The sequence below is a fragment of the Clostridium sp. C1 genome, from assembly GCF_018223625.1.
Lineage (GTDB): Bacteria > Bacillota_I > Bacilli_A > Erysipelotrichales > Coprobacillaceae > Allocoprobacillus.
On the sequence record NZ_CP073631.1, the window covers coordinates 1,395,293 to 1,408,627 of the forward strand.

Consider the following 13,335-nt stretch of genomic DNA (forward strand, 5'->3'; position numbering starts at 1 on the left):
CTTTTTTCTATTCTCATTTTTCAATATTCAGTTTCAAAGCGATGATCCAATTCATCGCTTTTTTGCATTTCTAAATATCTCCAATCAATTCAAAATTAAAGGAGCGTGAAAACAATGACAAACGGTGGAGAAACAGCTGACCAGATGACAAGGATGACTTTACAGGGCATTGAAGTTGCTGCCAATGTTGCACTCAAAGCTGGTGGTATGGCATCTAAATCTTTGGCAGCAACGCTTTATGCTATTTTAACAGACAGAAAAAAGGTCAAGGGAAAGGCCAGGCTTAATTCCATGTTAAAGTCTGGCAAAGAACTCAAAGTCTTTGCCATAAGACATAAGGATTTAAAAACGTTCTGTCAAGAAGCCAAACGTTATGGTGTTTTATATTCCGTACTAAAAGAAAAAAACAACACTGACGGTATTTGCGATATCATGGTTCGTGCTGAAGACGCTGCAAAGATAAGCAGAATTGTTGACAAGTATGAATTAGCAACAATCGATACCAACGCTATTCGAAATTCAATCCTCAATGAAAGACAAAATCCATTGAAAGATGTTCCTATTCTCAATGACAAAGAACATGATGATCTGGTTCATAAACTAATGGCTTCAACAAAAAATAAGGAACAGAAAAACAGCAAGGAAAATAGTGATATAAACCCGAAGAAAGCTTGGACAGAGAAAACAAAAGACAGTCCGTTCGAGCATATCTCAATGCAAGAAAATACTGAACGCCCTTCTGTTCGAGCTAAACTCAATGAATACAAGATGTCTCATAAAAAACCAGCACAGTCAAAACAAAGAAACAAATCAAGATCAAAAAATAAAAAAACAAAGGAGAGATAAATCATGAACGAACAGAAACAACATAAATGGTCTAAAGAAGAATTTGCTAAGATGATGAATGACAAAAGACAATCATTATTCAACATGGCAAATGAACAGGTTGAAAAAGCTGTGGAAAGTGCAGATAACTTTTTAACTTATCTTAATCTGAAATCTCAGCTTGATTATACCGTCACTAACACATTACTTGTCATGGCACAAAATCCCAATGCAACACAGCTAAAAGACATCAGTCATTGGCGAGAAGATAATAAATATATTCGAAAAGGACAAAAAGGTATCCAGATTTTAGAGCCTGGAGAATATACCCGTAAGGATGGAAGTGCTGGAATCTCTTACAATCCAAAGTTTGTATTTGATATTTCTCAACTTCAAGGCAAAAATAATCATATTCATTCCCCAGAATACAGTACAAAAGAAATACTAAGTGCCTTGATCTATAAAAAAGATATACTGCCAGAGGTCATCGAACAGGATACAAAGAGTTTTGAGCGAGTATATTTTGATCCTGAATCTCAAAAGATTCTTGTCAAAGATGGATTAGATCCCAAAGCAATGATTAATGGCATTATCAGAGAATACTGCATGATTGAATATATGGATATGGGTGCAACCAGAGAAGAAGCATCTTTTCAAGCTGAATGTTCTGCCTATATGATTTCAAGAAGATATGGAATTGGTGATTATAACACAATGTTTATTTCATCTTCAAATGAACATTTCTTTTCCATGAACCCTAAAGAAATCAAGCAGGAACTTGAAAACATCAGTCGTGTTACTGACAGCGTTTCTACAAATATCAAATATGGATTGTATACTCAACAGGAACAGACAAAGCAAAAAGAAGCAGGAGAGCATGAAAGATGAGCAAGGAAGAACAGTATGTAATAAAAGTTACTGATATGGAACGAAGAATACTCATCAAGGCACTAACCCTGCTAAAAGAAAAACAAATCAAGGAAGATAAAAATTATGACTTTATTGATGATCTTATCATTAAATCATGTGATGCAGTTCCAATAAAAAGGAAGCGAGCCTATGAAGAACGATAGAACAACCGACTATATTCTCATAGGCTTTTTTATTATTCCTATCATCTGGCTAGCAGTTCTTATTGCACCTTACATGGACAGAGGTCTGATTGGTGCATTGCCTTATTTAAGCAATGCCATCAATCACCCCTTCTCTTTTCATTGGTGCAAGGATACATTCAAAACCATATTCATCTTTTTGCTGATTTATGTCATCGGAATTGGTATTTATTATTCAACTCGCAGAAACTATCGCAGACAGGAGGAATATGGTTCTGCAAAGTGGGCAAATCCCAAAACCATCAATAAAAAATATGCAGATAAGGATATGTCACAAAATAAAATACTTAGTCAAAATGTCTGCATCGGTTTGAATGGAAAAAAACATAGAAGGAACCTCAATACCCTTGTCATCGGTGGATCAGGAGCTGGGAAAACACGTTTCTATGGTAAGCCCAATATCATGCAGTGCAACACATCCTATGTAATTCTTGATCCTAAAGGCGAGATACTTCGTGATACAGGAGCACTGCTTGAAAAGGAAGGATATATTATCAGAGTCATTGATCTCATCAACATGAATAGATCGCATGGATACAATCCATTTACCTATATCAAAGATGATAAAGATGTTCTTAAGCTGATAACAAATCTTATTAGAAATACAACTCCTAAGAATTCCCAATCGACTGACCCCTTTTGGGAAAAATCGGAAACTGCTCTTCTTGAAGCTTTATGTCTTTATCTGCTTAATGAAGCTCCTGAAGATGAACAAAACTTTTCCATGATTATGGAAATGATTGTTGCAGCTGATCCAAAGGAAGATGATGAAGATTATATGAGTCCTCTCGATTATTTATTCTATGATTTAGAAAAAGTTAAGCCAGAAAGTCTAGCTGTTAAACAGTATAAGATCTATAAACAAGCTGCTGGAAAAACTGCAAAGTCAATTCTGATTTCTGTTGGTGTACGTCTGGCAGCTTTTAATCTTGAAAGCATTGCTTCGCTAACCTGTCATGATGAACTAGAGCTTGAAAAAATGGGTGAAAGAAAAACAGCATTGTTTGCAGTCATTCCCGACAATGATTCAACATTTAATTTTCTAATTGGAATGCTTTATACTCAACTTTTTCAAATGTTGTATTACAGTGCCGATATTCTCCATAATGGCGAACTTCAAATTCCTGTACATTTTGTTATGGACGAGTTTGCCAATGTAGCTTTGCCAGATGAATTTGATAAACTACTTGCTACCATGCGTTCACGACAGATTTTTGTATCTATCATTATACAAAACTTAGCACAGATAAAGGCTCTCTATAAAGATGCATGGGAGTCAATCGTTGGAAACTGTGATGAACTCTATTATCTAGGTGGAAACGAACAGTCGACGCATAAATTCATGAGTGAATATTTAGGTAAAGAAACACTGGATACAAACACCTATGGTAAATCAAGTGGAAAAAGTGGAAGCTACTCTACCAACTATCAGCAAGCAGGTCGTGAACTTCTAACAGCAGATGAAGTCCGTCTGCTCAACAATGATTATGCCCTTCTATTCATAAGAGGTGAACTGCCTATTATGGATAAAAAATACGATATTCTCAAGCATCCTAATGTCAAATATACCAAAGATGGAAGTGGTATTACTTACTATCATAACGAGATTAGGCATACAATTGATGACTGGCAGAATATTGTTCTTACTGATAATGAATATGAACTCTTAAGCGAAGAAGACCTTGAAGAATATTTCAAGGAACAAGAAAAACAATAAAGGAGATTTTATAAATGAAATTAAACAAAAAAACAAAGAAATTATTAATAGTCTATGCAGTATTTGCACTTTTAGTGAACTTCAATGTACTTCATGTACATGCAGCAGGAGATCCAATTGCTGTAGTCAATAATCTAAGCGATTTTATCTTCAGTCTTATTCGTGCGATTGGAATGATCCTGCTTGGCTTTGGTGTCGTTCAAATTGGTCTTTCATTAAAAAGCCACGATCCCAGCCAGAGAGCCAACGGCTTTTTAACTGTTGCCGGTGGTATCGTCATTACCTTTGCAAAAGAAATCTTGAATCTTATCGTTGGAGGTTAAGAAATGAAATAAATGGAGGTGAATTCAATTGGGAGGTATTTTAGATAATCTTCAAAATGCACTTCAGACATGGAACGAGAAGTTAGCTGAAATATGGCTGCTTCTCACCCAGTCACCGCAAAATTTCAAAGGTGGTGGCATATGGCAAGCCATAACAACAATCCATAATGCACTCATTGCCATTGGATTGGCTCTGCTTGTCTTATTTTTTGTATTTGGCTTGGTTAAAACCTGTACAAGTTTTCAGGACATCAAAAGACCAGAACAGGCTGCGAAATTATTCATTCGTTTTGCCATAGCTCGTGGTCTTGTGGTATATGGCATGGAATTCATGTTAGCTATCTTTGACATAGTACAGGGAATTACAAGTACAATCATGACAACTGTAGGTGTTGGCACCGCAACTGAAACTGTACTGCCAGATACAATCATTACAGCAATCGAGGATGTAGGTTTTTTAGAAAGCATACCTCTATGGGCTGTAACCCTGCTAGGAAGTATATTTATCACTATACTGTCCTTCATTATGATATTAACAGTATACAGTCGTTTCTTTAAATTATATATGTATACAGCTGTCTCCCCTATTCCCTTGTCTGCAGCTGCTGGAGAATCTACACAAAGTGTATGTTACTCATTTTTAAGATCTTATGCCGGTGTCTGTCTAGAAGGCACAATCATCATACTGTCCTGTATCATATTTACAAAGTTTGCAGGAAGTCCACCAGTGATTGATCCAGAAGCAAGTGCTGTAAGCATGGTATGGAGCTATGTAGGTGAAATCATATTTAATATGCTCGTGCTTGTAGGCACTGTCAAGATGTCTGACCGTGTTGTAAAAGATATGATGGGACTGTAATCTAGAAAGTTGACAAGTTTACTGTAGAATTTAACTACTCATTATATAAAATCAAAATAATTATATTTTTTAACCAGTCTTTTTTACAAGGCTGGTTTTTCTATTGAAAGAAAGGAGCTAACAACAATGAAATCATTAAAAGATTACGAAAGTATCAAAGAATTTATCGAACTGCTGGAATACCAGGGAATGAATAACGAAAAAAAGCAATTGGAATTCATTATCGATTATGTCGATACAACTGAAAAACAGCTAGATGCTGTGCTTAATGAACTTCACAATGTAAGAATGGAATTAGGAACAATTCAACAAAAGACATTAAAAGCAACTGCACTTCGTGCTGTAGATAACGTGACTGATAAAGTCAATCTTGCTAAAGATAATATCACCAAAACTAAAGAATTCATCAAAACCACTATTGAACATGGTATCAAAGAATTCAAATCAAAAGGAAAAGACGCTTTAGTTTCAACTATGAAAGCCTTAAATGTTAAAGGATTGCTACAAAAATGTCAGCATTGCTTTGACAAGATTCAGCAATCTGCTGATAAATCAATAGATACACTCACACGATTAGGGAATGAGATTCATCAAATCAATAATCATTTCAAGAATATCGGTCGTATCATTATTGGAAAAGATCCAATTGCACTCAAAAAAAGGAATCATGATAAAGGAGTTATCAGTCTAACACAAAATGGACTTTTCAAGATCATGGAAAAAATGACTTATTTATCTGCAAAAACAAAAGAAAACATAAAGAAAATAGATAAGCAGGAACAGGAATTAACATCAAGAATCTCATCAAAAAAAACTTCTGTAAAGAAAGCACTGAATGATATAAAGAAAACAAAAGTCGATAAAAAAGAAATCAATAAAACAGTTCAAAAGGAAAGATGATTTACTGAGATATTTAAACATTCTGCTATTCTTGATATTTTTTCATATGCTATACTATATATAAATCTTTTTATTACTGGAGGCTACATCATGTCAAGAAAAAATCATAAAATAGTCAATGGAAAACTACTTCAAACTGATAAAAGATTCTCTCAGTTAAAGACGAAACAGAGAGAAAAAATATATAATTGGATGTATGAAGAAACATTACATTACTATATGAATAAGCATAAAATGCCTTATGGTAAGCAATGCAACATTGTTGTTGACGCCATCTATGATAGAATTATTGAAGCTGAAATCTGGATACCCTATAAAGAAATTCGATATCAGTATATCAAGAAAAAAACCAAACTAATCAATAAACTAACAAAAAAGATAAATAAGACAAATAGTTCTGATACAGATCATATCTCTGATTCTATATAAAAATCAATGCCAATAGATATTAGAAATTCTGCATGATTTCATGGAAATAAGCCATGTTATCAACAGTTGACAGATTTCCAATAATGGTTGGTTGAAGAAAATCTATATATCTGCAATACTAAATTCGCGATCGCAAATGAATTTAACTTAAAGGAGAATTAATATATGAATTTCAATGAAAAACTAATTAATTTGAGAAAATCTAAAGGCTTATCACAAGAAGAATTAGGTGCAGAACTGCATGTATCCCGTCAAACAATTTCCAAATGGGAATCGTGCCAATCATATCCAGACTTTCAACGCCTTGTGCTTCTTAGTGATTATTTTGGTTTGACACTAGATGAGCTAGTCAAGGATATTGATGTAGAAGAAGTAAGAAACAAGAATATCAATAACGAAAAACTATCATCAATATATGATGATGTGAACAGTGCCAAAAAATTTATCAGTGCGTTCTTTGTTTTTGGAGCAATGGTATTGATTTTCTTTGCTATTATCGTTCTGTATGGTGTATTTTTTGTAAAGTAATCACGTATAGTATTTCCTTTTTACAAGAGGTTGATTTCGATCAACCTCTTTTCTATATTCAAAAATATGAATAAGATTGATTAAATCCGGCAAGTATAATATAATTTTTTACAAGAAAATTCAAGGGAGGAGTGCTAATGAAAACCTTTATAAAAGTTATTAAGAAACTGTATTGGCTTGGATTATTAGGTTTTGTAGGCTCATTTCTTGATATTCCTTCACTAGAATTATTTTATCTATTCTTTTTGCTTGCATTAGTCGACTTTGTTTTATCAATTATCATTGTTCTTAGAATGGAAGATACTAATGAAACAGTAAGCAACATTAAATTTCTATTTCAAAATCTAGGCATGCTGATCGGCATACCAATTATTTATTTACGAAATGGATTTCGCCTTCCTGATGCAAAAAGCTATGAACCAAAGATTTTATACAGCCTACCATTTCAAGACAGCTGGAATGTTGCAAACGGAGGAGTCGATAGAGAAACCTCACATTCATGGAATATCTGCAATCAGAGATATGCCTATGATTTTTATATTGAAATAAATGGTAAAACTTTCTGCAATAGCGGAAAGGCTGTAACAGATTACTACTGCTATGGAAAATCTATTTTAGCTCCTGCTGATGGAATAGTTGTTGAAATCAAGAATCTTTTCAATGATACACCCATCCCCGATGAACCAGAAGCACTATGCAGTGCCTCAGACATACGAGGAAATTATATCGTTATTAAACATTCAGAACATGAATACAGTACAATAGCTCATATTAAAAAAGATAGCTTCTATGTCAAAGTAGGTGACCATGTCCAAAGAGGACAACAGATAGCCTGTTGCGGTAATAGTGGAAACACAAGTGAACCACATATACATTTTCAGATACAGCAAGGAAAGAGTTTTCTTTTATCAGCAAGCTTACCCATATGTTTCGCTGACATTATAAACCATACCACATGTAAAACGAGTCCATATATAGCAAGAGGTCATATAGTAGAAAATAAAAAATAGTGAGGTAGTTAGTTTTTATGATTAACTGCCTTTTTAATTTCACTGAATGGAGGAATATAGATGAATGATATTTTTTCAGATATGCAGTCTAGAATAAATGTTTCATATATCTCAGATATGCCCTATCATAAACATCGTGTTCTTTTAGAAATGAAAAAGATGAATCTTAGTATCTATTCAGATAAGCAACTTGAAGATTTTTCTTATTATGTATTCAAAATTCAATTTAAACAGTTAAAAAAATTATTAAAGAAAGGAATGATTGAATGGAAATAAAAGTAAACAAAGAAATAAGAAACTATACAGAAAGCATTGCCTTCGGACTCAACCTTAGACAATGCTTTTTTTCTGTATTAGCCTGTATCGTTGCAGTAGCAATCTACTTTCTATTTATAGATCATCTAGGAATGGAAATGACAAGCTGGTGCTGTATGCTGGGGGCTGCCCCATTTGCAGCTTTAGGATTTATTAACTATCAGGGCATGAACGCTGAACAGATTTTCATAACAAGCATTCGCTCGTTGATTCTACAATACACAAATCTTATTGATCAGCCATATAATCTCTATTACGAAATCATGAAAGACTATATTGATAGAAAACAAAAGGAAGGTGTGAAAAAGAATGTTAAAAAGCTACGCAAAAATAAGAAAACAAAATAAGGAGAAAATGCACGTCCCAAGAAGTGCACAACATACAATTCCAATTGATACTGTCTATGAAGATGGTATCTTTCGCATGGGAACACGTTATTCAAAGACATATCGTTTTATAGACATCAACTACTCCATTGCATCAGAAGAAAGCAAGGAAAATATCATCAAGAACTATAAAGACATCCTAAACTCATTTGATTCTACGGTTACAGTTAAGATTACAATCAATAACCATAAAATTGATCTTGTCCAGTTCAAGGATGATGTATTATTGAAACTCAAAAATGATGAAAGATATGACCGATTTATAAGAGAATATAACCAGATGCTTCTAGAAAATATGGCAAGATGTGAAAACATCATACAGGAAAAATACATTACAGTTACCTGTTATAAAAAAGATGTAACGGATGCCAGAATATTCTTTTCAAGACTGTTCAATGATCTTTCTACTCATTTTTCACGTTTAGGTTCAGCACTGATTGAACTGAACCTGAACGAAAGATTAAAGATACTTCATGATTTTTACAGAAATGGTGAGGAAGAATATTTCGATTTTAATTTATCATACAATGCGAAAACTGGTCGCTCATTCAAGGATGACATCTGTCCAAGAGCACCTGTATTTAAAAATAAGTATTTCCAGTTCGGTGATAAATATGGTCGAGTATTATACATTTCCAAATATCCACAATTCTTAAAGGACAAAATTGTTGCTGACTTATGTTCTATCAACAAGAATCTCATGTATTCAATGGACATCATCTCCATACCTACAGATGAAGCAGTAACAGAAACAGAAAACAGACTACTGGGCATTGCAACCAATATTGCTAATTATTCCCGCAAACAGGCTGCAAATAATAACTTTGCAGGAAGTATCCCCTATGATATGGAAAAGCAGCAGGAGGAAATTAAGGAATTTTTAGATGATCTGACCGTAAGGGATGAAAAAATGATGCTGGTTAATATCACAATCGTTCATCTAGCAGATTCATTAGAAGAATTGGATGCTGATACTGAAGTCTTAAAATCTATTGCTCGTTCCAATGTCTGTGAATTAACTCCCCTATTCTTTGCAAGCAGGCAATTGGATGGACTTGTCACAACGCTTCCTATTGGTATCAATCGTCTTGATACGATGGTTCGTACTCTTTTGACGGAAAGCGTTGCAGCTTTTATGCCTTTTAGAGCGCAGGAGATTATGGAAAAAGGCGGTATCTGGTACGGTAACAATGCAATCACTAACAATATGATCATCTGCAACAAAGAAAATCTTAAAAACCCTAATGCTTTCGTTCTTGGTGTACCAGGTGCTGGAAAATCTTTCTTAGTAAAACAGGAAATTGAATTGGCTATGGCTTCAACTGATGATGATATCCTTATCTGCGATCCAGAGGGAGAATATGATATCATCATGCAGGAATTTGGTGGTGAGATCATAGAAATCTATGCTGGTGGTAAGGATTATATCAATGCTATGGATATAACACTTGGTTATGGTGACTCTGGAGACCCATACAAGGATAAGGCTCAATTTATTCTGTCATTGATTGAAAGTGCCAATCGAGGTACCGTTTCATTAGAAGAAAGAAGTATCCTAGACAGATGTATCAATATCGTTTATCAAAATTATGAACAAACCGGTATCATGCCAACCTTAAAGACATTAAGAGAATCGCTTATTGAACAACCAGAACCACAGGCAAAATCATTAGCATTGAAGATGGAATTATTCACAATCGGTTCCATGGATTTGTTTGCACATCATACAAACGTCAATACGAAAAGTCGTGTTATTTCCTACAACATTCATAAACTGGATAAGAATATGAAAACAATGGGACTTCTTGTCATCACCGATCAGATTATCAACAGAGTCAATGAAAACTGGAAGAATGGGAAAAGAACTCACATTTTCTTAGATGAGTTCCATGTTGTTTACAGCAATCCTGAAAGTGCAACATTTTTTAACTCTGCATGGCGTCAGTTCCGTAAAAGAGATGCGTTTCCAACAGGAATCACGCAAAATGTGGAGTATCTATTAAAAGATGAAGAAGCACGTTCTATCCTTTCCAACACTGAATTTATCGTCATGCTGAATCAGGCAGCTAAAGATAGAGAACAGCTTGCTAAATTATTAAAAATCAGCGATGAACAGATGAGTTTTATCACCAATTCTCAACCAGGTTCAGGACTTATCAAACATGGTCCAAATCTAGTTCCATTCATCAACAAAATACCAAAACATACGTTTATGTATCAAACTAATACAACCAATCCAAATGATAGAAAAGAAAAACTTATTCAACAGGGACTGCTTAAAAGGTAGTCCTTTCATCTTTTTATAGAAAGGAGTTGATAACATCATGAATGAAATCAAGAAAAAAACAGAAAACAGGGAAATTAAAAGCAAAGACAAAATTGTGGATGTAAGAAAGCATATTAAAAATATTACTATACACTCAAAAGAAAATAGTAATACTGATGAAAAAGAGACACAGAACACATATGCTGTTGATCATGTATCTAAAAAAGGTAAAAAAGCTATAAACAATGTCAAAGAACAATCTATAAAAAATGCAAAAAAACAATATGCTAAAAGAAAAGAAAATAAGATTATTGAAAGACAGAATCAAAATGTTTATACTTCTACCCCATCATCTTCTTCTCAACATAAATCAGATAAAACAGTATCTGAAAACAATACTCTTAATAAAAGAAAAACTATACAAAAAGATTTAAAAATAAAAAAAGATTCAAAATCCCTGCCAATTAAAAATAAAAATATTGCTATCAAAAAAGAAACAACTAATCAAAAGACTTATCAACATAAGATAAGACGTTTTGTTAAATTAAAAAATTATAAACAAATCAAGGATTCTTCAAAGAATAGCAATCGTATCAAAAAAGGCACTCAATCAGCCATGAAAACCCTAAAGGGATCTTTTGCATTCATCAGAAGAACAGCACTCAGTGTTTCCAATCTAGTAGGTGCTGGAATATCTCTCATATTATTACTTGTACTCCTTCTTTTTATCGGTATTTTTGCAGCTCTATCAGACAATTCATCTGTTAGCTCTACAAATGCTCCACTAAGTACAGAGGTATTGGCTTACACTGATACGATAGAAAAGTATGCGAAGCAATATGAAATGGATGATTATGTTCCAATCATACAGGCAGTAATGATGCAGGAATCTGGTGGAAAAGGAACTGATCCTATGCAAAGTTCAGAATGTCCCTACAATACAAAGTATCCAAATAAGCCTAATGCCATACAGGAACCAGAGTACTCCATTGATGTAGGTATACACTATCTGTCAGACTGCTTTAAATCAGCTCAGGTCAAGGACAGCTTTGATAATGAACATATCTTTTTAGCTTTACAGGGCTACAACTATGGTAATGGTTATATAGATTGGGCAGTTAAAAACTTTGGAGGATATTCTAAAGCCAACGCAAAAGTATTTTCAGATCAGAAAAAAGCAGAACTAGGTACTGACGTCTATGGTGATCCAAATTATGTTGAACATGTCATGCGATATGTTTCTCTTGGATTTGGAAATTATAGAGAACAGCCTAATTTTGATAATATGGATGCATGGGGCAGCAACAATCCATATTCAAGAGCAAATCTTTATGGCCAATGTACTTGGTTTGCTTGGGGACGTTTCCATGAAATCTATGGATATTCTCCCGGATTTATTGGTGATGGTTGGAAATGTGTTGATCAGTTGTTACAGGCACATCCAGATAAGTTTGTAAAATCTAATGAACCTGCAGTCGGTGCAGTATTCTCCTGCGTTGGGAGAAATCATGTAGGAATAGTTATAGGCTGGGATGGAGAGAATATAACAATTCAAGAAGGAAATCTAGATGGAGTGACTAATACATTTGCAGACGCAAAAAATGACTGGCATACTGCAACCTACTCACTAGATCAATTTCGTATTAAATGCAAAGGAGTGATTTTTGCAATACCAATAAAGAGTTCCAGCTAATCGAACTGAAACTCTCTTAGAATTTTCGTATTTTATCTACAATAAATAAAATTTCGTCATTTACAAGGAAACAAATGTTAATATATTATTTTCAGACTTTACGCTATTTTACAATTATTTATCTCTATTATCAGCTATTTTTACCTTTTCTTATTTTATTATGATAAAAGTACATTTTATATGTGACATGCTTAGCTTGACAATATTTTTCTATTCTTTTTTCCAACTGTTGCCAATACATTTTACCATAATTAGAGTCATTAAAAATTCTCTCAAAATCTTGATATTTGTCTTTAGGAAGAACCTCTTTTGCAAAATTTAGCACTTCACATTTATAAGGACTTCTCAAATTCAAATTTTCAAAACATATATAATCCACATATTCATATACTTCATCTATTATCTGAAATACATTTGTTATATGGGGAATTATAGGAGAGATAAACACGTAACATTTAATCTTTTCATTGTTTAATGTTTTGATGGTTTGAATTCTTTCACTAGATAAACTAGCACCTGGCTCTATTCTTTTTGAAATCTTATCATTAAGTGTAGCTAAAGAAATACCAACTTTTATATTACTTATGCTTTTAATTAGCTTTAATTCTTTCAAAATAAATTTTGATTTAGTTAATATTTCTACATTTGTATCAATGTTTGAGTTTTTTATCTCCATTAATGCCTTTTGAGTTTTTTTGTACTTTAAATTTAATGGTTGAAATGGATCAGTTATAGATGAAAACAAAACAGTTTTATTTTCTAATTTTTTTAGATTTTTTGTCTGCCAATCCTTTATTACGAGATATTCTCCCCATGCTTCTTCTATTTTCATAAAACGTTTCATAAAACAAGCATAACAATAAATACATTTATGCATACATCCAACATACGGATTTACTACAATATCTGCAGCAGGTAATTGACTTTTTGTATAAACGTCTTTCACATTTTTTTGAATAACTTTCATACTAT

15 protein-coding genes are annotated in these 13,335 nt (G+C 33.4%); 14 read left to right on the plus strand and 1 reads right to left on the minus strand.

What is annotated here, in order from left to right; all coding sequences use genetic code 11:
* The first annotated feature begins 114 nt into the window (after nucleotides 1–114).
* The 14 genes from KEC48_RS07585 to KEC48_RS07650 all read left to right on the plus strand — a co-directional run bounded on the left by KEC48_RS07585 (nucleotide 115) and on the right by KEC48_RS07650 (nucleotide 12,363).
* Nucleotides 115–846, plus strand: a complete 732-nt coding sequence (locus KEC48_RS07585) for a PcfB family protein (RefSeq protein WP_211965192.1) — start codon at nucleotides 115–117, stop codon at nucleotides 844–846.
* Between the two features lie 3 nt (nucleotides 847–849).
* Entirely contained in the window at nucleotides 850–1,713 is an 864-nt protein-coding gene (locus KEC48_RS07590) for a hypothetical protein (protein ID WP_211965195.1), read from the plus strand.
* Nucleotides 1,710–1,898, plus strand: a complete 189-nt coding sequence (locus tag KEC48_RS07595; protein ID WP_211965197.1) for a hypothetical protein — start codon at nucleotides 1,710–1,712, stop codon at nucleotides 1,896–1,898. Before KEC48_RS07590 ends, KEC48_RS07595 begins: the two co-directional genes overlap by 4 nt.
* Nucleotides 1,885–3,654: a VirD4-like conjugal transfer protein, CD1115 family gene (locus KEC48_RS07600; protein ID WP_211965199.1), complete on the plus strand. Its 1,770-nt coding sequence runs from the start codon at nucleotides 1,885–1,887 to the stop codon at nucleotides 3,652–3,654. Before KEC48_RS07595 ends, KEC48_RS07600 begins: the two co-directional genes overlap by 14 nt.
* Nucleotides 3,655–3,668: 14 nt before the next feature.
* A complete protein-coding gene (locus KEC48_RS07605) occupies nucleotides 3,669–3,977 on the plus strand; it encodes a glutamyl-tRNA amidotransferase (RefSeq protein ID WP_211965200.1) in 309 nt (102 codons plus the stop codon).
* 22 nt (nucleotides 3,978–3,999) lie between these two features.
* The gene (locus KEC48_RS07610; RefSeq protein ID WP_211965436.1) at nucleotides 4,000–4,836 is read left to right on the plus strand and encodes a hypothetical protein; all 837 of its coding nucleotides are present in this window, start codon (nucleotides 4,000–4,002) and stop codon (nucleotides 4,834–4,836) included.
* Between the two features lie 126 nt (nucleotides 4,837–4,962).
* Nucleotides 4,963–5,736: a DUF6674 family protein gene (locus KEC48_RS07615; protein ID WP_211965202.1), complete on the plus strand. Its 774-nt coding sequence runs from the start codon at nucleotides 4,963–4,965 to the stop codon at nucleotides 5,734–5,736.
* A gap of 90 nt (nucleotides 5,737–5,826) precedes the next feature.
* On the plus strand, nucleotides 5,827–6,165 hold the full coding sequence (locus KEC48_RS07620; protein ID WP_211965204.1) for a hypothetical protein: 339 nt from the start codon (nucleotides 5,827–5,829) through the stop codon (nucleotides 6,163–6,165).
* A 165-nt stretch (nucleotides 6,166–6,330) separates the two neighbouring features.
* Entirely contained in the window at nucleotides 6,331–6,693 is a 363-nt protein-coding gene (locus KEC48_RS07625) for a helix-turn-helix transcriptional regulator (protein ID WP_211965206.1), read from the plus strand.
* Between the two features lie 137 nt (nucleotides 6,694–6,830).
* Entirely contained in the window at nucleotides 6,831–7,703 is an 873-nt protein-coding gene (locus KEC48_RS07630) for a M23 family metallopeptidase (RefSeq protein WP_211965208.1), read from the plus strand.
* Between the two features lie 60 nt (nucleotides 7,704–7,763).
* Nucleotides 7,764–7,979 carry a hypothetical protein gene (locus KEC48_RS07635; RefSeq protein WP_211965210.1) on the plus strand — a complete coding sequence of 72 codons (216 nt, stop codon included), beginning with the start codon at nucleotides 7,764–7,766 and terminating at the stop codon, nucleotides 7,977–7,979.
* Nucleotides 7,970–8,365 carry a PrgI family protein gene (locus KEC48_RS07640; RefSeq protein ID WP_211965211.1) on the plus strand — a complete coding sequence of 132 codons (396 nt, stop codon included), beginning with the start codon at nucleotides 7,970–7,972 and terminating at the stop codon, nucleotides 8,363–8,365. The genes KEC48_RS07635 and KEC48_RS07640 overlap by 10 nt, the downstream gene beginning before the upstream one ends.
* Nucleotides 8,328–10,691 (plus strand): VirB4-like conjugal transfer ATPase, CD1110 family, encoded by a 2,364-nt coding sequence (locus tag KEC48_RS07645; protein WP_211965212.1) that lies wholly within the window; start codon nucleotides 8,328–8,330, stop codon nucleotides 10,689–10,691. The genes KEC48_RS07640 and KEC48_RS07645 overlap by 38 nt, the downstream gene beginning before the upstream one ends.
* Nucleotides 10,692–10,728: 37 nt before the next feature.
* Complete coding sequence (locus tag KEC48_RS07650) at nucleotides 10,729–12,363, plus strand: lysozyme family protein (protein WP_211965213.1); 1,635 nt, start codon at nucleotides 10,729–10,731, stop codon at nucleotides 12,361–12,363.
* Nucleotides 12,364–12,493: 130 nt separating this feature from the next.
* On the opposite strand, the gene KEC48_RS07655 is transcribed toward KEC48_RS07650, so the two are convergent.
* Entirely contained in the window at nucleotides 12,494–13,330 is an 837-nt protein-coding gene (locus KEC48_RS07655; RefSeq protein ID WP_211965214.1) for a radical SAM protein, read from the minus strand.
* Between the last annotated feature and the right edge of the window lie 5 nt (nucleotides 13,331–13,335).